The organism is Flavobacterium sp. AK-345, from assembly GCF_058310175.1.
This window is the reverse complement of sequence record NZ_JBZEER010000002.1, coordinates 258,405-283,330: the sequence shown is the minus strand read 5'-3', so window position 1 is coordinate 283,330 and position 24,926 is coordinate 258,405. Positions and strand designations below refer to the sequence as shown.

Genomic DNA, 24,926 nt, shown 5'->3' with positions numbered 1-24,926 from the left:
AAAATATGAAAAAACTACTCGTTATTATATTCGTATTTTTAATACAGTTTGTAAATGCACAAGATCAGGAATTGATCAGAGCTAAACGGTTTTTTGATAAAACCTATTATAGTCAAGCCATTATTTTATATCAAAAACTGGCAGAAACCAAACCTTCGCAGGAAGTAATTAAAAACCTGGCCGATTCTTATTATTATACAAATGACTTAATCAAAGCACAGCGTTATTACAGGCTTTTGGTCACTAATTATAACAAAGATTTAGACAGACAATATTATTTCAGATACGCACAGGCCTTAAAAGCAAGTAATAGTTATGCCGATGCAAATATTATTTTAAAAGAGTATTATGCCAAGTCAGCTAATAGTCAGGATTCTGTTTATTTTCAGAAAGAATTAAAAGAACTTGAAAATGTATCAGCAATAGGGAACAGATTTGACATCAAAAATCTCGCAATAAATACACCTAATTCCGAATTTGGAGCCGTTAAATACAAAAATAATCTGGTTTTTGCAGGCGTGAAATTAAAACCCGGATTGTTCGACAAAAAATACAAATGGGACAATGAAACTTATTTGAATCTGGTAAAAGTTCCGGTCGAAAACAGTAATTCTGCAGAAACAATTGTGACTTATTTTGCCGATGAATTAAAAACAGGCGTACACGAAGCCAACGCTATTTTTACAAAAGATGGAAAAACAATTTATTTTACCCGAAATAATTCTAAAAACGGTAGCAAGAAAAAGAACGATCAGAAAATTTCAAATCTTCAAATTTTCAAAGCCGAACTTGTAGAAGGAAAATGGAAAAATATTGTTTCACTTCCATTCAATAGTCCGAATTATTCTGTAGAACATCCGGCTTTGAGTGCCGATGAAAAAGTGTTGTACTTTGCTTCGGACATGCCCGGAAGTATAGGTTCATTTGATATTTATTCGGTAAACATTAATAGAGGCGCTTTTGATACACCAAAAAATTTAGGGCCCATTATCAATACAGATAAAAGAGAACAATTTCCGTTTGTTTCGGATGATAATAAACTTTATTTTTCTTCAGATGGACATTTGGGATATGGCTCGCTGGATGTTTTTGTTTCTGATATTAATGGAAATGAATATTCGAAACCAACCAATATCGGTTTACCATTAAATTCGAATTTGGATGATTTCTCCTTTAATATCAATTCAAATACCAAAGAAGGATATTTTGCCTCAAACAGAGAAGGAGGAAAAGGAAGCGACGATATTTATCAATTTAAAGAAATCAAAGACTTAATTGTAGAAGATTGTAAACAATTTATCGCAGGAACAATAACCGATATTGATACAAAACTGGCACTTGAAAATGCAACAGTAATTTTGCAGGATTCAGAGAATAAAAACCTGAATACAATTACAACTTCTGCAGATGGAAAATTTAGTTTTACAGTTGCCTGTGAAGCTGCTTATAAAGTTTCGGCTTTCAAGGAAAAATACACAAATGAGTCTGTAACTTTATCTTTAGACAAAACCAGAAATAAAACAAGCGATGCATCTTTGGCGCTAAAATCTGTAGATGCAATTAAACTGGAAGAAAAGGAAAATGCCGAAAAGAAAAGAAAACAAGAAATCATTATAGAAGAAGAGAATAAGAAAAAAGAGGCCTTGGCAGCTGTTCAATTAAAAGAAAAAGAGAAAAAAGCAAAAGAAGCAGCAATTGTCGCGGCCGAAGTTAAAAAGAATGAAAAAGTAAAACAGATTTTAGAACAGGAAAAAGATGTTATAAAAGATGATAAAAACAGATTGATCATCAAAACAGATCCGATTTATTTTGATTACAATATGTGGTACATCCGTAAAGAATCAAAAGTGGTTTTAAGCAGAGTTGTGTTTTTAATGAATAAATATCCAGGAATGGTAATCGAAATTGGATCACACACAGACTCGCGTGGAAATGCAAAATTCAATGAAGATTTGTCTCAAAAAAGAGCTAGTTCAACAAGAGAATTTATCATACAATCCGGCATTAATGCAAACCGAGTTACAGCCAAAGGTTACGGAGAATCTGTACCGATTATAAAATGTAAAACAGATGAAGCCTGTTCAGAAGAAGATCATGAATTGAACAGAAGAAGTGAATTTGTAATTAAAAATTTGTAAATTCATCAACGTATAATAACTATTGAATTTAATATAATTATGAAAAAACTAGTCATACCATTTTTGCTTCTGACTTTAGTCGGATTTCAAAGCTGTAAAAAAGAAGAAAAACAAAAAGAAACCGAAGCAGTTAAAGCTGAGGAACAAAAAATTGTAAGCAGTGAATGCTATAAGGCCATATACGAAAAAGACACAATTGATTTAAAATTGAATACCTTAAAAAACGGAAAGTTAACCGGAGATATGGTGATGAAAGTTGCGCCTTCAACAGTAAGAACAGGTGAAGTTTCAGGCGAATTTCATGGTGATACCTTATTCGTAGACTATACTTTTAAAGAATTGGCAAGCAAAGACAGAATTTTTAAAAATCCAATGGCACTTTTAAAACGAGATAAACAGTTGATTTTAGGAAATGGTACAATGCAGACAACAATGGGGGTAACGTACTTAGTAAAAGACAAACCTATCGATTTTGAACGTGTAAAATATAAATTTGATACAGTTGAATGTAAATAAGTTATTACTCGTAATTATCTTTGTCAAAGTTTTAAGAACAAAAAAGCCGCTTCAAACGAAGCGGCTTTTACTATTTTAAGAATGTAATTTTTTATAAAACTTCCCCTTTAATTTTTAGGGCAACTCTACCATCAGGATAATTTACAGCATTGGTTTCTACAGTAATTGTTTTACGAATAGGACCTGCAGCCATATTATATTTCACATCAATCTTTCCTTTTTTACCCGGCATAATTGCAGCAGCAGGTTTTGTAACGACGATTGTGCTTACTGTTGATTCTGCAGATGTAATTAATAATGGGGCATCTCCGGTGTTCGTAAATTCAAAAGAGCGAACTCCATTATCACTTTTTGATATTTTCCCATAATCAACTGTATTGTCCGGTGCCGAAAATTCAATTTTTGGACCGTTCTGCGAATAACCTATTGCACTAAATAATACTATTACAATAAAAGTGGCAACATTTTTCATTTTGAAATTGTTTTTAAGTTGTAAGTAAATATACTTTGTTTTAATTAATACACAAATTATTATTTCGCTTTTTATAGTGTACTTAATTATTTACTTTTGCTGTCAGTTATAATTACAAAAATTGAACCAATTTTTTTTATTGTTAATTTGTTTAACTGTTTAATCGTTTCATTGATTAAGCTTAGACGATTAAACGAAGTAACAAATTAACGATTAAACATATCCACGATTAAACAATCTATAAATGAGTATTCCAGCACAATTTGACGCTAAAACGATCGAGAATAAATGGTATGATTACTGGATGAAAAATAATTATTTTCATTCAGAGCCAGATCATAGAACACCTTATACAATTGTAATTCCGCCACCAAACGTGACAGGAGTCTTGCACATGGGGCATATGTTGAATAATACAATTCAGGATGTTTTAATTCGAAGAGCGCGTCTTAAAGGTTTCAACGCTTGTTGGGTTCCGGGAACGGATCACGCATCTATTGCAACCGAAGCAAAAGTTGTAGCAAAATTAAAAGCGGAAGGAATCAATAAAAATGATTTAACCCGTGAAGAATTTTTGGCGCACGCCTGGGAATGGACAGATAAATACGGTGGCGTTATCCTGGATCAGCTTAAAAAACTGGGAGCATCATGCGACTGGGAAAGAACCAAATTTACGATGGACCCAGATATGTCAGCATCTGTAATTAAATCATTTGTAGATTTATACAACAAAGGATTAATTTATAGAGGATACCGAATGGTGAACTGGGATCCGGAAGCAAAAACAACGCTGTCTGACGAAGAAGTTATTTATGAAGAACAACAAGGAAAATTATTTTTCCTAAACTATAAAATTGAGGGAACTGAGGAATTTTTAACCATTGCCACAACACGTCCTGAGACTATCTTTGGAGATACTGCAATTTGTATCAACCCAAATGATGAGCGTTTTACACATTTAAAAGGTAAAAGCGCCATCGTTCCTATTTGTGGTCGAGTAATTCCGATTATTGAAGATGAGTATGTTGATGTAGAATTCGGAACCGGATGTTTAAAAGTAACTCCGGCGCATGATGTAAACGATAAAGCATTAGGAGAAAAACACAATCTTGAAATCGTTGATATTTTTAATGATGATGCTACACTAAATAGTTTCGGATTACATTATCAAGGGAAAGATCGTTTTGTGGTTCGTACCGAAATTGCAAAAGAATTAGAAGAAATTGGAGCTTTGGCGAAAACCGAAATCCATTTAAATAAAGTTGGAACATCTGAAAGAACCAAAGCGGTAATCGAACCAAGATTATCAGACCAGTGGTTTTTAAAAATGGAAGATTTAGTAAAACCAGCTATTAAATCAGTTTTAGAAACGGGAGAAATTAAATTACATCCAAAACGTTTCGAAAACACTTATGCGCATTGGTTAAACAATATCCGTGATTGGAATATTTCTCGCCAATTATGGTGGGGACAACAAATCCCGGCTTATTATTACGGAGACGGAAAAGAAGATTTCGTAGTTGCAGAAAACATTGAAGATGCGTTAAAATTAGCACAGGAAAAAACTAACAATCAACAATTAACAATTAATAATTTAACACAGGATGTTGATGCGTTAGATACCTGGTTTTCATCATGGCTGTGGCCGATGTCTGTTTTTGGTGGAATCATGGATCCGGAAAGTGCGGATTATAAATATTATTATCCAACAAACGATTTGGTAACAGGTCCGGATATTTTGTTTTTCTGGGTTGCGAGAATGATTATTGCAGGTTATGAATATGCAGGTGAAAAGCCATTTACAAACGTGTATTTAACCGGTTTAGTTCGTGATAAACAACGTCGCAAAATGTCTAAATCATTAGGAAATTCTCCTGATCCTTTAGATTTGATAGATAAATTCGGAGCTGATGGAGTTCGTGTAGGATTGCTTTTAAGCGCTTCTGCAGGAAACGATATTATGTTTGATGAAGAATTATGTAATCAGGGAAAAGCATTTTCGAATAAGATTTGGAATGCCTTTAAACTGATTAAAGGATGGGAAGTTTCAGAAACTATTCCACAGCCGGAATCATCAAAAGTAGCGATCGAATGGTACGAAGCAAAATTGCAACAGACATTAGTTGATATTGAAGATAATTTTGAAAAATACAGAATTTCAGATTCATTAATGACCATTTATAAATTGGTTTGGGATGATTTCTGTTCTTGGTTTTTAGAGATGATCAAACCGGCTTACCAACAGCCAATTGATAAAGCAACGTTTGATAAAGCAATCGAAATGTTAGAAAGTAATTTAAAATTGCTTCACCCATTTATGCCTTTCTTGACAGAAGAAATTTGGCATTTAATTGCTGACAGAACTCCGGAAGAAGCTTTAATCGTTTCGACCTGGCCAGAATTAAAACCATTTAATGCGAGTTTAATTGCTGATTTTGATAATACAATTGAAGTAATTTCTGGAATCAGAACGATCAGAAAAGATAAAAATATTCCGTTTAAAGATGCTATCGAATTGAAAGCAATCAACAGCGAAAACATTTCGACTTATTTTGATTCAATCGTAACGAAATTAGGAAATATTTCTGCTTTCGAATATGTTGCTGCTAAAGTAGACGGAGCATTATCTTTCCGTGTTAAATCAAACGAATATTTCATTCCAATTTCAGGAGGAAATATTGATGTTGAAGCTGAAATTGCAAAATTATCTGCCGAATTAGTTTACACACAAGGTTTCTTAAAATCGGTTCAGGCAAAATTATCAAACGAGAAATTTGTTGCCGGAGCTCCTGAAAAAGTTTTAGCAAACGAAAAACAAAAAGAAGCTGATGCTTTGGCTAAGATTGCTACAATCGAGCAAAGTATTGCAGGTTTGAAATAAGAATTAGATTTTCTTTTAAATATAAAATCCCAATACTAAATTTAGTATTGGGATTTCTTTTTTTAGAATAATTTGAATCTCAGAAATTAGTTTTTAATGATCTTTCTGGTAGTTACAATTCCTTTATCAGAAATAAACTGAACGATATAGATTCCAGGAGTTTGTTTCGCAATGTTCACATTAAACTCTGTTCCTTTATTGGTTTTTTCTTCAAAAACAACACCATTATAAAGGCTTGATATTTTTAAAGTTCCCTGTTCGGCATTGTTGATGCTAATTTTAAAAATGCCGTTTGTTGGGTTAGGATAAATCGTAAATACGCTGGAATCTTCTGCTTCTTTAAGTACGATTTCATCAGTTTTAGTGTTAGGTTTGTCAGCTTTTACAAGAGCAAAACGTTCACCACCTTCTAATTCGCCTTTTAAGGCATCTTCCTGAATGACGTCCAAAGTAATTTGTTCATCGGCAGGAAAGTCTCTCGCTACCCTAAAATCAAATGTTATCCCAAAAGTTTCTCCATTATCGATAGGTAAATTTGTAATTGCCGCTTCTGCCGAAGTGATCAGAATTTTATTTTTATCGATAATTTTTACACCTCTCAAACTTCCGTTAGATTCAGCTCTTTCAAATAAACGTTCATCAAGTGTAGCTTCTATAGTTCCGCCTAATTCGAAGAAATTGTTTTTAAGGTTTTCATTAAATCCTTTATCCAGAAATCTAATATTTACAGATTTAGATTTTATTCCCCTAATAAAAACGGCTGTTGGCGCTACAACATCAGTAGTATTTAAATTGTAAACACTCAGGTTTTTCCAGGCAATATTATTGTTGTTTTTAGCATTTGGAGCAATACTGCCATTAACTTCATTAAACATTGGATCACCAAAAGATTCAATTCTGGCCGCTAAACAAAAATGATGCTGGTCAAATGAAAAATCACCTGGGTTTGGCGGATACCACGGAATCATGACAATTGCACTGCTTCCTGCTGTTATGGCCGGAATATTAACTTCGCCTATTAGATCACCATGCAATACGCCAAGTACACTAAAATTAATAAAGTTAGTAGGCCATGTTAGTCCTGTGGATGCTTTTGCAAAATATAGTTTTACTTTTGAAGCAGAACTTGTAGCGGTTCCTCTGTTATAAACTCTAATGTATACGGCATTTGGTGAACTTGTTTTATATTCAGGATTTTCATGTACAAGTCCTGCATCAATATTTTGTCTTACCCAAATATCATCGCTTATCCACATAGGTCCTGAATCCGGATTGGGTTGTACACCAGTATCAAATGGTCTGTCTTTTATATAAAGATCAGCCAGCGGAGGCACTATTCCGGTAACAATAACAGAATATTTTTGAAGGCTGTTTACCAAAGTTCCTTTATGAGAAATACTTATAGTATAGTTACCAGCAGCCCCAATGATCTTGATTCTCTCAAACGGATCTCTGGTATTATCACCTAATGTGTTTGTGGTGGCTGTTAACAATTTGTAAGGAAAAGTAGTTCCCGCTGTATTGGTTACGCGAATATCGAGATCGTTTACCAATTTGGCAGTACCAATATTTGGTGTACTTCCAAAATAAGCTGCACCTGCGGGATCTGTCCATGAAATTGAAGCAATCAAAGGATTTACACCATCAGAGGTTACTGTAAAACTATAATTTGCTCCGTTATTTAATGTGTTTTCGTCGATAATGGCATTCGTTCCTTTTTTTGTAATGGTTTCGGCTGCAAATTTTGCATTTAGTAAACCCCATCCAAAAATTGCATCTGGACCAACCGGCCCTGCATCATCTGCGGTATGTAACGCCAATCCTTTTAAGGTTGCAGCACGCATAAACCCGCCGGTCTTGTTTTTGTAATGCTGTTGCAGCAAAAGCAATGTTCCGGTAACGTTAGGAGATGCCATCGAAGTTCCGGTTGCGTTTCCGTAACTGCTATTTGTTAATGGTGTTATTACAGATGTAAGCGTAGCGGTTGAATACAGCAAAGTTCCGTTTCCGGTAAGATCGGGCTTGATTCTTAAATCGTCTGTAGGACCCTGACTGCTGGAGCTATTAATAGTAACACTTGATAATGCTCCTGTGCTGCTTATTACAGCATCATTGGCATTTGCAATTACAAGATTGTTCTTGCATGTAGCAAATCCGGTCAGCTTATCATAGCTTGCACCTCCTATAGGACTTGGATTTGCAGTATTGTCATTACCATCATTTCCTGCTGCTTTTACCATTAAGTAGTATGGCGCATTAAACATTACGTTATCCCAATCTCTTGCAATGGTTTGGTAAGCACCAAATTGCCATGGAGCAATTAAAATTGGCCCTCCCGGAGAACTTCTTGTTGCCCATCCATAAGAATGATTGGATAATAACATTCCGCTTGAGCCAGCAACAGCCGTGGCTTCAGATAAATCACTATTCCAATCGTTGGTTCTGGCATTTGCCTGATATGCCATTCCTTTTGCCTGGGCTACTACACCTGCAGCAACAATAGTACCGGTAACATGATTGGCATGCTGACTATTGTTGTTTGCCGGATTAATAACGGTAGCGCCATCTAAAATAGAAACTCTTCCACCAAATTCGTTATGCGTAGGAAGTGTAGCGCCACCATCCCAAACATAGGCTGTCATGGTTTGTCCGTTGAGTGTAAGACCCAAACCACCACCGGAATTTAAATAATTAGTTCGGGTTGACTTTGCTGCGTCGGCATTTTCAGGAGTAAAGTAAATTGGCGACTTTCCGTCCGGAGTAACGTCCATCAACTCACTTTGCGTCCCGTCTTTATTAATAATGGTCAGGCTCCAGCCATTAGTTCGGGCAAGACTTATTGCTCTTTCCTTATTTCTATCTGCCTCCGCTTTGTATTTTATACTTAAAGCTTCGAGTTCTGCGACATTTGTTTCAGACTTAATCTTTTCAATATCATTTTGCGTTTGGGAATACATGATTCCGCAAATCAGGAAGAGAATAATTTTGTATAAATTTTTCATATGATTTTTGATTTTTAAGGATAAATTTTTTCATGATTTTTTGTTCTTTGGAAAAAAAAGGGAGGGCTTCTGTCATTTGTGATTTGACAGAATACGTAAAACAAAGTGGTTTTCATTTTCATAATTCTGAGGATTAAACGGTTAGTAAGAAAAACTTTTAAAAAATTGTTTCTGTAATTTTATTTACAAACTAATGTATTTTTGTATGAATTTACTTCAACAATAACAAATCTCGCTAAAGTAAACGAAGTGAAATAGCGTATAAATACCTGATTTTTAAGTTGTTGATATTTTTTTTTAAATTCTCCCTAAATTCTGCTGAAGAAGAATAAATAAAGGCGTGAGATCCTTTTATAGATAGCTGAATTTTTCTCTTTTATATAGAAAAAGTAAAAACAGCTTCAAAAAAGAGCAAAAAAAACCGTCTCAATTAAGAAACGGTTCTAATTTTATTTTAAAGATTCAGAATAGTATTATGTGTTTTTCTTTCGATTTAAAACCAAAAACAAAGGGTAAGAAACTGCAGTAATTCCTATAATAATCACAAAGCTTTTTGGGTCACTAAAAATAAAACCAATCAATAATGCAAAAGAAGCTATAATAGCAATTATAGTACTCCACGGATGCCAAAAGGAGCGGTAAGGTCTTGGTAAATCCGGTTCTGACTTTCTTAGTTTAATCAAAGAAAAATAAGCCAATCCCCAAACAATAATAGAGGTGAAGGCAGCAAAAGAAAACAGGACTTCAAATGAACCAATACAAATTAAAAACAAACTGAAAAGTGACGAAACCAAAAGCGCAACAATAGGAGTTCCGCCTTTGTTGACTGTTGTGCCTTTTTCGATAAAAAAACCATCGCGGCTTAATCCGTATAAAATTCTGGGCGGAATCATCATAAAGGCATTCAAAATGCTAATCAACGAAAAAATAGAAATTACGGTAACGATAATTGCACCGTTTTTTCCAAAAATAATATTGGCGACATCGGCAGCAGCCAAATTAGATTTTGCTACAGTTTCAATGGGCAAAATATAGAAAAAAGCAATGTTTATCAGAACATAAATAGCTATAACAAGCAATACGCCGCTATATAAGGATTTCGGGATATTTTTTCCCGGATTTTCATTTTCTTCTGCAAAAAAACAAACAGCGTTCCAGCCATTATAAGTTCCGATGATCAATTGAAGCGACTTAAAAAATCCAAATATTAACCCTATTTGAAAGACAGTATTGTTTTTTGGAATTGGATCTAATTTTACGCCTGAATACATAAAACAAGCCACAACTAAAGCAACAAAACAAATCACTTTCAGAAAACTGGTAATTTGCTGAATAACACTTCCGTTTTTTACTCCGCTTAAATGCAATAAAACAAAGGCAATTAATAACGAAATGGCAATTTCAGTTGAAAAATTTGCCAGACCCGGAAACAAAATTATAAGATATTCACTAATTACAATACAATAAAAAGCAGGCGGAATGGCATTGGTAATATAATCAAACCAACCCGAAAGAAAACCGGCATAATTGCCAAAAGCTCTTTTGATGTAATTGTAAGATCCTCCGGCTTTTGGTAACATTGTAGCCAGTTCTGCATAAGAATTGGCACCAATTAAAACATAAATTCCGCCAATAAGCCATGAAGCAATAATAAGCCAGTAATTATCAAGCATTCCTGCAATTGTGCCTGGCGTTCTTAAAATTCCAACTCCAATTGTTCCTCCAATTAATACGGCAATATTAAAACTTAATCCTAAACTTTTCTTTAATTGGTTCTTTTTGGAATCTGACATATTTGGGTTTTATTTTGATATTTTGATGGAGCAAAAGTAATTATAAAATGAGACACATTTTTAACAAAATAAAAAACCTCACCTTTTGCAAGATGAGGTTTAAAATTTCCAAAAGAGCATTCTAATTTTTAATAATCAGAAAACGCTGTATGGGGAAAAACTAATTCAAAATTTTAGAATTTATAACGTAAACTAGTCATTACCTGACGAGGTGCGATTGGGTTTACACTATAATTTTCGTGAACTGTATAATTCAATTCATTTGTAATGTTTGATAATCGGCATAAGATTGAGAATTTTTTCCATTCATACCCAAGAGAAACATCTACAGTAACATAACCTTCTAAAGGAATATCACGATCTCTAATCGTTACAGTATATGTTTTTGGATTGGTTGCAGGTGTGTTTTCTGTCCATAAATAATCATCATTCCAGCCACCTGTACGATCACCAACATAATTTCCAATCGCTCCAAAAGTTACTCCTTTTAATAAACCGCTTGGCAATTTGTAGAAAAAGCTCAAATTGGCAGTGTTTTTTGGAGTTCTTGCTAAAACATCTCCAACAACAAGACTTCCGCTTGTGCCGGATGATTTAGATACTTTGGTTTCATTAAAACTATAACCAGCCATAATGTTTAAACCTTCTAAAGGTGTCGCAGTAATATCTATTTCGACTCCTTTTCCTTTTGTCGCTCCAACTAATTCTTTTAGATTAGTATTAACGTTTTGTGTAACACCGTCTGATTGATATTGTGCTGTTTGTGCTAAATTATTATTGGTAATTTGATATAATGTTACGTTTGTAGTCAAAAGACCTTTGAAGAAATCTTTTTTTACACCAACTTCATACTGATCTATAATAGATGGATCTAATGGTTGTGAATCTACGGTTGTTCCTGTATTTGGGGTAAAAGAGTTGGAGTAACTTGCAAACAAAGATAAATCTTTAGTTGGCTGAACTACCAATCCTGCCTTAGGTGAAAAAGCTTTGCTAATAGATTTAGCACCAATTACTGGTAGTGCATCTTCGTAAGCAGTTGTAATGACGTTTACATTGTTCTTTTTCTCTATCACTTCTTTTGTAGTGGTAGCTTCGCTTTGCTGCCATGACCAACGTAATCCCGCCAGAACTTTTATGTATTGATTTATCGAAACTAAATCTTGAAAATACGCTCCAAAACGTTGCGTTTCTGTACTTGTTAATTGAGTAGTTCTTGCTGGATAAGGAATAACAGTATTTTGTGTGCTATAATCGTAAGTATATAAGTTTATAGCGGTAGCTTCTGTTGTTAAAAGGTCTGCAGGTTTTCCAGGAGCATAGAATCCAAAAGTATAACTTGGAGCTAAAGAGTTTTCGTAGTCAGCACCAGTGAAAATTTGATGTTTTACACTTCCTGTATTAAAAGTTCCCTGTAAACTTAACTGGTCACCAAAAATTTGTTCGGCGGCGTCAGCTTTTGTTAAACCACGTTTCCAATTTCCATTAGCATCGATTGTACTTAACTGTGCTGTAGATGTTTGAGTTCTGCGGTAAGATTGGTAAGAAGAATTAAAATTTAATTTCCAGTTTTTATTAAAATCATGGTTAAATAATAAAGAAGCGCTGGAAGATTTAGTATTTGCAGTTGACCACAACGCTCCGAAGAACTCGTTACGAGGCAAATCTAAAATTGTTTTTCCGTAGATTCCGGTTCCAAAATCCGGAGTCCAGTCAGCACTTAAATAATCTCCTTGTAATGTAATTTGGGTTTTATCTGAAAGATGAAATAGGAAGGAAGGATTGATATAAATACGTTCATTTTTCACATAATCTCTAAAGCTTTCTGAATTTTCATACGACCCTGTAAATCTATAGGCAATAGATTTATTTAAAGGTCCGTAAAAGTCAATAGACGGTTTATAATAAGAATAGCTTCCCATTTGCATAGAAACTTCTCCACCGCTTGTAAATTTTGGTGTTTTGGTAACTAAATTCATAATTCCGCCAGGAGCAACATTTCCATACAATAAAGCTGAACCTCCTTTTAAAAATTCAACTTTTTCTAAAGAGGAAACTTCAGGTATAGAACCGGCATTATATCGAAAACCATTTTTAAACATATTATTAGCACTCATATCATATCCTCTTGAAAAGAATGATTCCTGTGCACCACCACGAGCAGATCCTACATAAACCCCATTAAGGTTTTTTACTACTTCACTTAATCTAATTGCTTGTTGTTGTTCGATTACTTCGCTCCCAACAACCTGAACACTTTGTGGCAAGTCCATTACTTTAATTCCCGAACGTGCTGCCGAAATTGGTTTTTTAGGTTTATTGGCTGTGATTAAAACTTCATTAAGAGTTTCTCCTTTTTTGTTTTTTACAGTATCGTTTGCTGTACTATTATCTATACTTGTGTAATCTTGGCTATAAGAAGCAGCAAAACTTATCAAGGCTAAGAATAGTATTAAATTATGTTTCATGGTATTTATTTAGATTCAATAAAAATTACGAATGCAAATATAGAGATGTGAAGACCTTAACAAAAAATTATGAGGTAATTATCTTGATTAAAGTTTCATTAATATTGTCTTAAGATTAGCTTAAGATTTTGCTTTTACTATTTTTATTTTATATTCTATGAAATGCCTAAAAACAAAAAAACCTTGCCCAAAAGAGCAAGGTTTGATCGAAGATTAAAATCTAAAAAAAGGTTTTGAAAATTATTTAACTGAAATTAAATAAGTAGCCATTTTCCAGATTTCATCGTATTTTTTGCCATTGTGTTCTCCGGCTGATTTTTCAGTATAAGCAAATTCTACCATGTAATTTCCTGGCCAGATTGGTGTAAAAGAGATTTCTCCTTTATCATTGCTCCATAATTCTTTTTCCCAGCCATTTGGAGCAATTACTTTGATTTTTTGCTCTTTTGCTTCCTTACCTTCGTATAAAGCGTTTATGTTTATTTTCGTTTTTTGTTTTGCAGTAACTACATCTTTTGCAAATACACTAATAACGTTTGTATTTACTGTGGCTTCGTTTCCTTTTGCAGCATTTCCAACAGTAACGGTTGCACTCGAATTGTAATCTAATTTCATAGTTCCGTAAACATCTTTTACGGTGTGGTGCATTACAACTGTATAAACCCCATCTTCATCCGGAGTAAAAAAGGCCTGATATTTATTGTCTAAAGCTTTGGCAGTCAATTTTGTTTCTTTTTTAGAAGGGCTAATCACTACTAATGTAAAATCTTTTAAATCTGAAAACCATTTATCAGCTTTTGTAATATCATTATCTGAAAATTCTCCAAAGTAAACAGAGATTTCCTGTGCTTTTCCTTTTGTTCCGGTTGCTTTAGTTTCGATCCAAAGTGCGTGAGCAAACAATTGCGGACTTGCAACTAACATAAAAAGAAAAAGGGTGATTTTTTTTAAAGTATTTGATTTCATAAGATCAAGATTTAAATTTTGTTAAGTATGATATTTTTCACAAACTTAACTCTTATTTAGAACAATTAAAAATAAAACATTAAAAATGAACCGTTAAAATTTCTCGTTATTTGGCTAAAACGGCTTTTTTCTTTTTATTATTTCGTCCCCACCAAATATAAAAACCGGTAACAGGAAGACTTGCAGAAATTAAGCTTGCAAAAAAAGCGAGTATTTTTCCGGATAAACCCAAAATTCCGCCAGAATGAATGGCGTAGTTTAACGAACGGATTTTTTCTCCGTTGTTTTTGTCAGCATACGTTTTTTTGTTTAATAATTGTCCGGAATATTGATCAAATTGCAAATTAATTCTGTCGAAGTTTCCGCCATTTTCGATATATACAAATTGTGTTTGTAATGAATCTTCGGGAATTGAAATCATATACGTTTCTGCTTCGGGATACGAATATTCTACTGAATTTGAAATTTTATCAATTAGATTTTCATCATTTTTTTGGGAAAGATCAGAGGTGAGATTTTCTTTCTTTTTCTCAATAGTCTGACCTCCGTTGGCAATCCATTTTACGCTATTGTCAAACCATTTAAAAGACCAGACCAATCCTGTAAAAGCAATAACGAGAGCAAAAAGCAGTACATAATATCCCAGAATATTGTGCAAATCATAGTTTTTTCGTTTCCATTGCGTGGTGTTTTTCCATCGAAACCAAAATCGTTGTTTGGCAGCGCTTTTATTTTTTGGCCACCAAAGAATAAGTCCGGTAATAAGAGAAATAATGAAAATAATTACCGCTATTCCCACAATAGGCTTTCCAATATCGTTTGTAAGCAGAAGACTCCAATGCAAGAATACGATCACGTTAAAAAACTCAGTTGTCGTATTTTCAATCTTCTGAATTTTTCCTGTAAAGGGATTTACATAAATCGTATAATTATATTCCTGAGTGTCCCAATACCAAATGGCATTTTCGTTTTCTTTCTCTTTACTGGCAAAAAAGGTTACGGTGGCGTCTTTTTCATTTCGAATTCGAATAGCGCCGATTGGCTTATCTTTTCCAATAGAATCCTGAACAATTTTTAGAAGTTCGCTTACGTTTTTCTTCTCCTTTTTTGTCTCGTCCGCATAATATCGGCTGTGATAAACAAGAGGTCTTAATTCTTCATCAAAGACATAAATGCAGCCCGTAATTCCTAAAATAAAAATAATTAAACCAGAACTCATGCCCAGCCATAAGTGAATTTTAAGGATGATTTTTTTAAAAGACATTTAAAAGATTTTTGAAATTTGTTTAAAATAGAAACACCTCTGTTCCTTAGAAAGAGGTGTTTATTGATATCGAAATAACTTTTAAAACTTAAGTGTTAAGTTTACTAAGAAGTTAGCCGGTGCCTGAGAATTTCCGTAAAAATCCCAGTATTTTTTATTACTCATGTTGTTGAATTTAACACCAACTCTCCATGAAGATTGATCGTAAAAAACAGTAGCATTGTAAGTTGTGTAAGATGGCATGTAAAAATTATTATCTGTCGCAAAATAACTTTTATCTACATAATTGGCTCCAAAACCGGCACCAAGACCTTTTAGTGTGTTTTGTAAAGTATAAGTTGTCCAAAAGTTGACAACATTTTTTGGTGCTCCCGCAGCGATGTTTCCTTCAATACTTGCATCAGATGCTTTTAGGATTTTATTTTCGTTATAAGCATATCCCGCTACAATGTTTAAACCAGAAAACGGATTGGCGATTAATTCTAAATCAACTCCTTTGCTTTCCTGTACACCATCCTGATAAGTAACTCCGGCAGCATCTGTTCTTGTAGCGTTATCAATTTTTATATTGTAATAACTTGCTGTAGCACTCAGTTTTTTATTAAAAGCTTCTGCTTTAATACCACCTTCGTATTGTACGGCATAAATTGGATCTAAAACTAACTGCGTTAAATCGGGCTGTGTAACCGGAGCGGAATTTTGAAAACCATTCATGTAGTTACCAAATACCGAAACCTGATCTTTAATGATCTCATATACCAAACCTAATTTTGGAGATAATGCCGTTTGATGATAACCTTCTGTAGTACCTACTTTTTCACGGTTAAAATTATCTAAACGTAAACTTAGCATAGCCGATAATTTATCTGTAAAATTAACAACATCACAGGCATAGAAACTAATTGTTTTCTGATCTGCAACCGGAATTGTAGTTAAAACTAAACCAGCATCAACAGCTTTTCTTCTGATAGGAGCAAAGTTTGTCGTTACATCAATATTATCAAGAGTAAAAGTAGTACCGCCAGAAAAATTAGAACTGTACAATCTGTAATTACCACCAACCAAAAGTTTATGTTTGATACTTCCGGTAGCAAATTGCCCGTTGATATTTTCCTGAATATTAGTATAAGTATTAAAAACAGGCCCCCATAAACCAACTCTTCTGGCGACCTGAGTAGGAGAGCTCCAAACTGCATAACTCTGGTAACTGCGTTCTACATTTTCGTCTACAAAAGAAAATACAGTTGTAGATTTCCAGTTTTCAGAAATTTCATATTCTGCCTGCGCAAAAAATTTAGTAGCAGAAGTTTTAGCATCATTATCATCATGAAACATCGATTTTTTATAATCGATTTTCAATTCAGTCGGATTTGTTATTCCCGAGGCAGCGGTATAAGTATTATAAGTACGTCTGGTATTATTAACGTTAAATAACTCAGCATCAATATTAAAAGTAAGTTTGTCAGAAGCCTTATACGTTAAGCTTGGAGAAATGGCCAGCGTATTATTAAAACCATAATCTAAAAAGCTTTTTTCTCTGTTAACCGCCATATTAATTCGGAACAAAACCGTTTTATCCTTGTTAAGCGGGGTATTGATATCAGCAGTAAGTCGGTTTGTATTAAAACTTCCTGTGGTATATGAAACTTCGTTTGCTGCAGTTTCAAATGGTTTTTTAGTAACCAGATTGACAACACCACCAAAAGAAGATACCGAAGATCCAAACAAAGTTCCGGATGGTCCTTTCATGATTTCTATTCTTTCTACATTTGAAAGATCTATAGAAGAACGGCCAGATGCTGTCTCCATACCATTTCGGGCATTCACTCCCGTTGTAAAACCTCTAAATGTAATACCAATTCCGCCAGACGGAAAAGTAACAGGTATAGCACCCGGTGAGTTTCGTATCGCAGTTTCAATATTTACTGTCACCTGCTCTAATAAAAGTTCTTTGTGAATTACATTGTAAACCTGCGGATTCTCCAGATTTTTAAGCGGCATTCTTGCAACATAATCTGTCTTTTTAGATAAGATGCTTTTTTTGCTGTTAATTACCACTTCTTGTAATTCTTTATTAGAAACCTTTAGTTGTAAACTGACATTTGCAGTTTCACTTTCGGCTACAACAACTTCTTGTTCTGTTGTTTCGTAACCAGTTAAGGAGATTTGCAGAGAATACGTATTTGGTTTTACTCTGTTTAATTCAAAAGTACCATCATCATTGGTAACTGTACCGTATTTTGAATTTTTAAGAACAACGTTAACTCCAGCGGCAGGATCTCCTTCTGAAGTTGTGATTGTTCCTTTTACTTTTCCGTTAGTTTGTTGAGCCAGTGCTGTACTAATTGAAAATAGCAAGCAGATTGCAGATAGAAAACAAGATGTTTTCAAATTAAGATATTTCATTATAATTATAAATTTGGTTAGGAATGTTTTTATTTAGAATGAATAAAAACAGTGCAAATGTAGATATTATTGTTTCTTTAACAAATATTATTTCAAATAGATAAAGTCAATTTTGTTATTATTTTAATGGTGATAACGTATCTTGTTGTTAATCATTAATTTATGATTTGTAATGTCATTTTTGTATTCGTAAGAAAAAAATTAAAAGAATAGAATGTGGTTTAAAAGGCCTAAATTTGCAGCCAAATAAATTTTACAAATAATGATTCTCCCTTTTTTTAAAAGAATCCAGAATTCACCAAAAGGATTTAGAATAGCCAATACTGTATTTTTTTTCGTTTCCGGTTTTGGATATTCTTCGTGGGTATCCCGAATTCCGCACATACAAGCACAATTGCATTTGTCTGAAGCAGAATTTGGAGCTGTTTTATTTGCATTTCCCATAGGTTTAATGCTTACCATGCCTTTTACAGGAATGTTATTAAATAAATACAGCAGCCGTTATATTATGTTGTTGGGAGCAATTATGTTTAATATTGCTTTGTCTTTACCGGGTTTGGCCGCTTTTGTATGGCAATTGGTTATGATACTTTTGATCTTTGGAGCGTCTCGTAATATTTTTAATTTATCGATTAATGCACAATCTCTCGAGGTTCAGAAATTATACCCAAAATCGATTATAACCCGTTTTCATGCCGTTTGGAGTATAGCAGTTTTTTCTGGTGCTGGTCTGGGTTATATAATGGTTACACAGCATATTGCACCTTCCTATCACTTATTGGGAGTAAGCATTTTTATGATGGGACTTACAGCTTGTTTTTACCCATTAAGTATTCATAATGAGCCTGTTCCGGTTAAAAAGAAATTCTTTTCGATGCCCGAGAAAAACCTGGTCAAGTTTGCCCTGATTTGTTTCGTTTCGATGGCTTGCGAAAATACGATGTATGACTGGAGCGGAATCTATTTTGAAAACATATTGCATGCTTCGCCAAAGTTAACGAGTGCTGCATTTGTGTTTTTTGCAACAGCCGTAACTTTAGGACGTATATTTGGAGATTACGGAGTTATGAAATTTGGGACTAAGCAAATTCTTCTTTACAGCGGTATATTGATCACCTTAGGATTTGGTATTTGTTTTATTCTGCCATATGTATATCCAACTATTTTTGGTTATGTTTTAATTGGATTTGGGGTTTCCTGCGTGGTTCCGTTAGTATTTAGTATTGCCGGAAGATCTTCAAAACTAAGCAGTGGTTCAGCACTAACTTCTATATCGACTATTGGTTATCTTGGATTTTTACTTGTTCCGCCAATGGTAGGTTTTATCTCTGAATATCTAAGTATGAAATTTGCCTTTTTGATTATGTCTCTTTTAGGAATTTTGATGATTTTTATGGTGAATAAGATTGGGGAAAATGAATAATTATTTGCATTCGTTTTTTTTAACTGGACTGAAGTCCAGCCCTATAAAATAAATCGAACCTCTGGTTCTTTATTTTGATTGTCTTTTAAATCTGTAATTATACATTGCTAAAAATCATTCCTATAGCTTCAGTATCTAAAGAACCAGAGGTTCGATAAATATTGTAGAGCTGGACTTTAGTCCAGTTTAAAATAAAAAACCGAGTTAGGAAGATTATTATTTCTTAGTCATAATAAACCTTTCCGTAGTTTTCTTTCCACGCAAGTTTCCAGTAATTTCAGCCGTTAAAGTATTATTAGCGCCTTTTGTATACGTAATTTTTTGAGGATAATCGTGCGATGGATTTTCGAAAACCAATTTCTTTTCCGTTTCTGAAGTAGAACCAAAATCGATCGCTTTGTCGTCGTTTTGTCCATTTACAGTTGCGCTGTATAGTAACATTTCGCCCTTTTGTGCCAATGTTATTTTTTCAGAATGCAGCGTGTCATCTGTTTTTATGAAATAAGATGTCGCGGTAAAAGTGCTATCGTTTACTTTTTGCCAGCTTTCGGTAAGTACGCCATCCGGAGATTTATTTTCCCAGGTTCCGAGAAGCCAGTCGGCAATTTTGATTTTATCTTTTTCGATAGTTTCCTTTTTTTGACACGAAACTATTGCTAACAAAAGCATTAAAACGGTTATTTTTTGAAACATATTTATGGTTTTTGGTGTTAAATAGAAAAGCTAAGTTATTAAAAAGTTAGCCACGAATTTCGCAAATTTTTATGAATTAATTATTGAGAATATTTAATGCGAAATGTGAAAAATTTGCCACTCCCGATAGCTATCGGGATAAACGATTAAAATGATTTTATTTCACGCAGATTTAAAAAGATTTAAAAAGATTTAAAAAGATTTAAGCAGATATTCGCAGATTCATATAAAATTAAATCAAAATTAATCTGCCTAAATCTGCAGAATCTGCGTGAAAAAAATCTTTAATCTGTGGTAAAAAAATTAACTGCTTTGCTGTAAAATCGAATAAACCAATTCTTTCGTTGGTTTTTGATCTTTTAGTTTTTCTCTAACTACATCAAAAGTCACTTTAAAATCACAGCCTAATTTATAATCGCCACATCCGTAAGCGGTTTTACCTTTCATAATCGTTCCTTTTTTGCATTTCGGACACGTTAATGAATCAGATGCTGTATTTGAATTTACTTTTGCTTTCGCTTTTGATGCTGTTTTTTTAGGCTCTAATTTAAGTTTGTAATTTTCTTCAAAACGAATCAAACCTTCTACGGCACCATCTTGGGTTTTAAAACCTTTTATGTTTACTGTTGAGCCTTTTTGAAGCAATCTTAAATATTGACTTTCTGTTATTTTTTTATCTGAAAAAACATAAGGCAGGACAAAATCACAACCAGCCTTATATTCGCTGCATCCGTAAGCCGATTTTCCCTTAATCAGATTTCCTTTTTTACATTTAGGACAGGCTTCCGCCAAAATTCCATCCGCTTTCTTTTTTTCGACTTTTACGGCTTCTTTCTGAATATTTCCGGCATGCGAAATATTGGCGTGTCGGGTTTCACTTCGAACCTCAGTAACCAAAGCTTCGACCATTCGCTTCATATTTTTGATAAAAGCTCCGGCAGTAAAAGTCCCTTTTTCGATATCTTTCAATTGCTTTTCCCAGGAACCAGTCAGCTCTGCCGATTTGATTAATTCATTCTGAATCGTCTCGATAAGCTGAATTCCCGTTGGCGTTGGCAAAACCTGTTTTTTATTTCGAACAATATATTGACGTTTAAAAAGGGTTTCAATAATATTTGCCCGCGTTGACGGACGACCAATTCCGTTCTCTTTCATCAATTCGCGCAAATCTTCATCATCGACTTGTTTACCGGCGGTTTCCATTGCACGTAATAAAGTTGCTTCTGTAAACTGATTAGGCGGTTTGGTTTCCTTTTCTAAAAACGAAGGTTCATGCGGACCTTTTTCTCCCACAACAAAACTGGGTAAAATATCTGCTTCTTTTTCTTTTGCATTCGGGTCTTCAAAAACGATGCGAAAACCTTTCTTTAAGATTTCTTTCCCCGTGGTTTTAAACATCACATCGGCAGCTTTTCCAACAACTGTTGTATTAGCAACCAAACAATCATCGTAAAAAACAGCAATAAAGCGTTTTACAATAATATCATAAACCTGTTGCTGATTATACGGTAAATTGATTTCTATTCCGGTTGGAATAATCGCGTGGTGATCTGTAACTTTTTTATCGTTGAAAACCTTTGGTGATTTTTTTATTTTTTTTCCTAAAAGTGGCTGGGTTAATGTGCTATAATTAGATAATTTCTGCAGAATTCCAGGTACTTTTGGATAAATGTCGTTTGGTAAAAAAGTAGTATCAACTCTGGGATACGTTACTACTTTTTGTTCATATAAACTTTGTGCAATTTTAAGTGTTTCATCTGCCGAAAATCCAAATTTTGTATTGCAATAAACCTGTAAACCTGTTAAATCAAACAGTTTAGGCGCATATTCGTTTCCGTTCTTTTTTTCGACAGAAACAATTTCGAATTCACTTTCTTTGACTTTATTGGCCAGAATTTCTCCGTCTTCTTTATTTAGAAAACGACCTTCTTCATAACTAAAAAGCGTTTCTCTGTATAAAGTCTGTAATTCCCAATAAGGTTGTGGTTTAAAATTTTCGATTTCTTTAAAACGATCTACAACCATTGCCAATGTTGGCGTTTGCACTCGTCCAATAGACAAAACTTGTTTGTATCCGCCATGTTTTACGGTATACAAACGCGTAGCATTCATCCCCAATAACCAGTCGCCAATGGCTCTCGAAAACCCGGCATAGAATAAATTATCGTAATTAGCAGACGGTTTTAAATTCTCAAAACCTTCTTTTATGGCTTCGGTTGTTAAAGAGGAAATCCACAAACGCTGCACTTCGCCTTTATAATTGGCTTCGTTCATTACCCAACGCTGAATCAGTTCTCCTTCTTGCCCGGCATCCCCGCAGTTTATAACGACATCAGCTTTGTCGAATAAACTTTTTACAATTTTAAATTGCTTTTGAATTCCTGAATTTTCCACCACTTTGGTTTCAAATTTTTCAGGAAGCATGGGCAGGTTATTCAAATCCCAGCTTTTCCAATGCGGTTTATAATCGTTAGGTTCTTTTAAAGTACATAAATGCCCAAAAGTATAGGTTACAGCATAACCGTTGCCTTCGTAATATCCGTCATGTTTGTTATTGGCACCCAAAACGGATGCAATTTCACGTGCTACACTTGGTTTCTCGGCAATACAGACCTTCATTTCTACTTTTGATTTAAAGGCGAAATTAAGGATTTAGAAATTGGTATTGAAATTTTTTGTGGTTTTGCCGCTAAGGCGCAAGGACACGAAGTTTTTTTAAGCTTGCTTTGTTTTAATCTCGCAAAGTCGCGAAGGCGCAAAGTTTTTGCTGCAAATTATTTCACGCAGATCTAAAAAGATTTATGCAGATCTAAGCAGATTTTTACAAATTATTTTAATTAAAAAAATCTGCTTAGATCTGTGTAATCTGCGTGAAACAAAAACTTAGCATCTTAGAACCTCAGAATCTTAGTGACTAAAAAACTCCAACATCGTTTTCAATGCTTCTTTCGAGTGCATTTTTTCTCCATTTTCAATAGATTCCTGCGCGGCTTCTGAAGCTCTTTTACGCATGATGTTTTCATAATCGGAAATAGCTTCCTGAACGGTTTTATATTTTTCAGATGTAAGGCATTCGCTTAATTCCAAAGCATCAAGCATGGCCATATTTGCGCCTTCACCGGCGAAAGGAGGCATTATGTGCGCAGCATCTCCAATCATGGTTAAATTAGGCAAAGCTTCCCAGGTTTGATCCAGAGGCATACAGTAAATTGGACGTGGAATAAATGGTGCTGAAACATTTTCGAATAATTCATACCAAATACTGCTCCATTCTGGATATTCGGTTTTAAACCATTCCAGCATTTGTGTTTTGTCAGCATAATCGAGACCGTTTGTTTTAGTCCAGTTTTCATTGGCTTTAAAACTGACATAAAAACCAAGATCGCCGCCGCCTTTTTGTCCGAGTAAAATATTTTGTGTGTCTCCAAAAGCCATTATTTTTCCGCCATCGATTAACGAAGCGATATTGGGTGCATTTTTTGCCGACTCATAAATATTGCCTTCGAGCATTAAAATGCCTGTATAAAAAGCTTTAATATCGGTAATATAAGGTCGGATTTTTGAATTGGCGCCATCAGAAGCAATGACAATATCTGCGTAAACCGAATTCCCATCTTTAAAATGCAATAACCATCCTTCGTTTTGAGCTTCCATCGAAACAAAATGGCTGTTCCAAACCACTGTTTCAGGTTGTAAAGAATCTAACAATATTTTTCGTAATGCACCGCGATCGATTTCTGGACGAAAATATTCGTTGCTAAAATTTTCATGAACATTCGTTTCGTGATCGCTGTAAAATACTTCAGCTTTTTCATTTAAGATTAAGGTTTTATCGGCACCCGGCAGAAAATTGCTTTTGAATTCCTCAAACAAATCCGCTTTGTGAATCGCTGCCAAACCTGATCCGTCGTGCAAATCGAGAGGCGAACCCTGAACGCGTGCATGTTTGTTTAAATCTCTTTCGTATACTTTTACATTTACATTTTGCAATTGTAAAAGTCGGGCTAAAGTAAGTCCGCCCGGACCGCCGCCGATGATGGCAACTTGTTTATTTTCTAGTAACATTCCTTAGAAGTTTAAATTATTTTATTCCCGTTTGGCTTTTCAGCCATTGTTCGGGACAAAATTATTGCGCTTTCAGGACGGATAATAGTATAAATCGGTCATTCGTATTTTTTAGTAATTCGCTGGGAACTACGCCGGAGAATTTCTTGATTTCTTTGATAAAATGGTTTTGATCTGTGAAGTTTAATTCCGGAAAAAGTCTGCCTTTTGCAATATGTTCTAATGATGCTTTGAAACGCAGGATTTTGCAGAAAGCATTTAACGAAAGTCCGAATTGTTTGTTGAAATACCGATTGATTTCGCGGCTGCTCCAGGATATTTCTTCTGAAAGTTGCTGTACTTTAATTTCACCGTTTGATTCGTAAACCAATTTGAAAAGTTTACGTTTTCTTTCGTCGATTTCTTTAGGTAAAATTTCGCTGATTTTTTGGGTTATTTTTTCATGAAATGCATCAAAGTTTTTCAAGTCATCGTCGTTCACTTCCCAAAAGTTTTGAGGTAAAAGTTTGGCGTTATTTAAAATATCGGCAATCGAAGTCTGTAAAAGATATTCGGCGCCAAGCGGTTTAAAACTAATTTTATATGCCAGTGTATTTGCCCGAATAACTTGTTGCTCAGGCACAGTTTCTAGACCAATAAGCGCAACCTGAAAAGGCTCTGATTCAGACTTCATAAAAAACAAATCAATTCTTCCGTCCGGCATTAAAACCACTTCCATGTCTTTGTCTGATTGGTTATGAAACATTCCAATATTTTCTACAAAGTCAGTGAGAGATTGGTCTGGTTCTAAGGCTTTGTAGTAAAAGTTATTCATATAGGAGGGATTTGCCACGAAGGCG

General features: G+C 34.4%; 15 protein-coding genes. 4 read left to right on the top strand and 11 right to left on the bottom strand.

The features are described from left to right. Nucleotides 1–5: 5 nt before the first annotated feature. Nucleotides 6–2,138, top strand: coding sequence for an OmpA family protein (locus AC4FQ3_RS05540; RefSeq protein WP_491181167.1), 2,133 nt, complete (start codon nucleotides 6–8; stop codon nucleotides 2,136–2,138). Between the two features lie 39 nt (nucleotides 2,139–2,177). Next, nucleotides 2,178–2,654 (top strand): hypothetical protein, encoded by a 477-nt coding sequence (locus AC4FQ3_RS05535; RefSeq protein WP_491181166.1) that lies wholly within the window; start codon nucleotides 2,178–2,180, stop codon nucleotides 2,652–2,654. Nucleotides 2,655–2,745: 91 nt separating this feature from the next. Here AC4FQ3_RS05535 and AC4FQ3_RS05530 read toward each other — a convergent pair whose 3' ends face one another. After that, nucleotides 2,746–3,126 (bottom strand): DUF1573 domain-containing protein, encoded by a 381-nt coding sequence (locus AC4FQ3_RS05530; RefSeq protein WP_042566356.1) that lies wholly within the window; start codon nucleotides 3,124–3,126, stop codon nucleotides 2,746–2,748. A 244-nt stretch (nucleotides 3,127–3,370) separates the two neighbouring features. On the opposite strand from AC4FQ3_RS05530, the gene AC4FQ3_RS05525 reads away from it, so the two are divergent. Continuing rightward, nucleotides 3,371–6,007 carry a valine--tRNA ligase gene (locus AC4FQ3_RS05525; RefSeq protein WP_491181165.1) on the top strand — a complete coding sequence of 879 codons (2,637 nt, stop codon included), beginning with the start codon at nucleotides 3,371–3,373 and terminating at the stop codon, nucleotides 6,005–6,007. Nucleotides 6,008–6,093: 86 nt separating this feature from the next. Here the strand turns inward: AC4FQ3_RS05525 and AC4FQ3_RS05520 are convergent, their stop codons facing one another. The 6 genes from AC4FQ3_RS05520 to AC4FQ3_RS05495 all read right to left on the bottom strand — a co-directional run bounded on the left by AC4FQ3_RS05520 (nucleotide 6,094) and on the right by AC4FQ3_RS05495 (nucleotide 17,906). Next, entirely contained in the window at nucleotides 6,094–9,009 is a 2,916-nt protein-coding gene (locus AC4FQ3_RS05520; protein ID WP_491181164.1) for a S8 family serine peptidase, read from the bottom strand. A gap of 473 nt (nucleotides 9,010–9,482) precedes the next feature. Then, nucleotides 9,483–10,802, bottom strand: a complete 1,320-nt coding sequence (locus AC4FQ3_RS05515) for an APC family permease (protein WP_491181163.1) — start codon at nucleotides 10,800–10,802, stop codon at nucleotides 9,483–9,485. Nucleotides 10,803–10,975: 173 nt separating this feature from the next. Further along, nucleotides 10,976–13,270: a TonB-dependent siderophore receptor gene (locus AC4FQ3_RS05510; protein WP_491181162.1), complete on the bottom strand. Its 2,295-nt coding sequence runs from the start codon at nucleotides 13,268–13,270 to the stop codon at nucleotides 10,976–10,978. Nucleotides 13,271–13,510: 240 nt separating this feature from the next. Next, nucleotides 13,511–14,236, bottom strand: a complete 726-nt coding sequence (locus tag AC4FQ3_RS05505; protein WP_491181161.1) for a DUF4198 domain-containing protein — start codon at nucleotides 14,234–14,236, stop codon at nucleotides 13,511–13,513. Between the two features lie 106 nt (nucleotides 14,237–14,342). Next, nucleotides 14,343–15,500: a PepSY-associated TM helix domain-containing protein gene (locus AC4FQ3_RS05500; protein ID WP_491181160.1), complete on the bottom strand. Its 1,158-nt coding sequence runs from the start codon at nucleotides 15,498–15,500 to the stop codon at nucleotides 14,343–14,345. Nucleotides 15,501–15,581: 81 nt separating this feature from the next. Beyond that, complete coding sequence (locus tag AC4FQ3_RS05495; protein WP_491181159.1) at nucleotides 15,582–17,906, bottom strand: TonB-dependent siderophore receptor; 2,325 nt, start codon at nucleotides 17,904–17,906, stop codon at nucleotides 15,582–15,584. Between the two features lie 262 nt (nucleotides 17,907–18,168). Here AC4FQ3_RS05495 and AC4FQ3_RS05490 point away from each other — a divergent pair, with 262 nt between their 5' ends. Further along, nucleotides 18,169–19,329, top strand: a complete 1,161-nt coding sequence (locus tag AC4FQ3_RS05490) for an MFS transporter (RefSeq protein WP_491181158.1) — start codon at nucleotides 18,169–18,171, stop codon at nucleotides 19,327–19,329. A 216-nt stretch (nucleotides 19,330–19,545) separates the two neighbouring features. Here AC4FQ3_RS05490 and AC4FQ3_RS05485 read toward each other — a convergent pair whose 3' ends face one another. The 4 genes from AC4FQ3_RS05485 to AC4FQ3_RS05470 form a co-directional block, all read right to left on the bottom strand. Then, the gene (locus AC4FQ3_RS05485; RefSeq protein ID WP_042566348.1) at nucleotides 19,546–20,022 is read right to left on the bottom strand and encodes a DUF6265 family protein; all 477 of its coding nucleotides are present in this window, start codon (nucleotides 20,020–20,022) and stop codon (nucleotides 19,546–19,548) included. A 303-nt stretch (nucleotides 20,023–20,325) separates the two neighbouring features. Beyond that, entirely contained in the window at nucleotides 20,326–22,641 is a 2,316-nt protein-coding gene (locus AC4FQ3_RS05480; RefSeq protein ID WP_491181157.1) for a type IA DNA topoisomerase, read from the bottom strand. Between the two features lie 288 nt (nucleotides 22,642–22,929). Continuing rightward, nucleotides 22,930–24,087: an FAD-dependent oxidoreductase gene (locus tag AC4FQ3_RS05475; protein ID WP_491181156.1), complete on the bottom strand. Its 1,158-nt coding sequence runs from the start codon at nucleotides 24,085–24,087 to the stop codon at nucleotides 22,930–22,932. Nucleotides 24,088–24,148: 61 nt separating this feature from the next. Then, the gene (locus tag AC4FQ3_RS05470; RefSeq protein ID WP_491181155.1) at nucleotides 24,149–24,901 is read right to left on the bottom strand and encodes a helix-turn-helix domain-containing protein; all 753 of its coding nucleotides are present in this window, start codon (nucleotides 24,899–24,901) and stop codon (nucleotides 24,149–24,151) included. Between the last annotated feature and the right edge of the window lie 25 nt (nucleotides 24,902–24,926).

What these genes read in the sequence shown, in the direction of transcription:
- AC4FQ3_RS05530 (WP_042566356.1), bottom strand. Translation starts at nt 3,126, where the DNA reads ATGAAAAATGTTGCCACTTTTATTGTAATAGTATTATTTAGTGCAATA.
- AC4FQ3_RS05515 (WP_491181163.1), bottom strand. Translation starts at nt 10,802, where the DNA reads ATGTCAGATTCCAAAAAGAACCAATTAAAGAAAAGTTTAGGATTAAGT.
- AC4FQ3_RS05475 (WP_491181156.1), bottom strand. Translation starts at nt 24,087, where the DNA reads ATGTTACTAGAAAATAAACAAGTTGCCATCATCGGCGGCGGTCCGGGC.
- AC4FQ3_RS05485 (WP_042566348.1), bottom strand. Translation starts at nt 20,022, where the DNA reads ATGTTTCAAAAAATAACCGTTTTAATGCTTTTGTTAGCAATAGTTTCG.
- AC4FQ3_RS05540 (WP_491181167.1), top strand. Translation starts at nt 6, where the DNA reads ATGAAAAAACTACTCGTTATTATATTCGTATTTTTAATACAGTTTGTA.
- AC4FQ3_RS05505 (WP_491181161.1), bottom strand. Translation starts at nt 14,236, where the DNA reads ATGAAATCAAATACTTTAAAAAAAATCACCCTTTTTCTTTTTATGTTA.
- AC4FQ3_RS05490 (WP_491181158.1), top strand. Translation starts at nt 18,169, where the DNA reads ATGATTCTCCCTTTTTTTAAAAGAATCCAGAATTCACCAAAAGGATTT.
- AC4FQ3_RS05510 (WP_491181162.1), bottom strand. Translation starts at nt 13,270, where the DNA reads ATGAAACATAATTTAATACTATTCTTAGCCTTGATAAGTTTTGCTGCT.
- AC4FQ3_RS05520 (WP_491181164.1), bottom strand. Translation starts at nt 9,009, where the DNA reads ATGAAAAATTTATACAAAATTATTCTCTTCCTGATTTGCGGAATCATG.
- AC4FQ3_RS05525 (WP_491181165.1), top strand. Translation starts at nt 3,371, where the DNA reads ATGAGTATTCCAGCACAATTTGACGCTAAAACGATCGAGAATAAATGG.
- AC4FQ3_RS05500 (WP_491181160.1), bottom strand. Translation starts at nt 15,500, where the DNA reads ATGTCTTTTAAAAAAATCATCCTTAAAATTCACTTATGGCTGGGCATG.
- AC4FQ3_RS05495 (WP_491181159.1), bottom strand. Translation starts at nt 17,906, where the DNA reads ATGAAATATCTTAATTTGAAAACATCTTGTTTTCTATCTGCAATCTGC.
- AC4FQ3_RS05535 (WP_491181166.1), top strand. Translation starts at nt 2,178, where the DNA reads ATGAAAAAACTAGTCATACCATTTTTGCTTCTGACTTTAGTCGGATTT.
- AC4FQ3_RS05470 (WP_491181155.1), bottom strand. Translation starts at nt 24,901, where the DNA reads ATGAATAACTTTTACTACAAAGCCTTAGAACCAGACCAATCTCTCACT.
- AC4FQ3_RS05480 (WP_491181157.1), bottom strand. Translation starts at nt 22,641, where the DNA reads ATGAAGGTCTGTATTGCCGAGAAACCAAGTGTAGCACGTGAAATTGCA.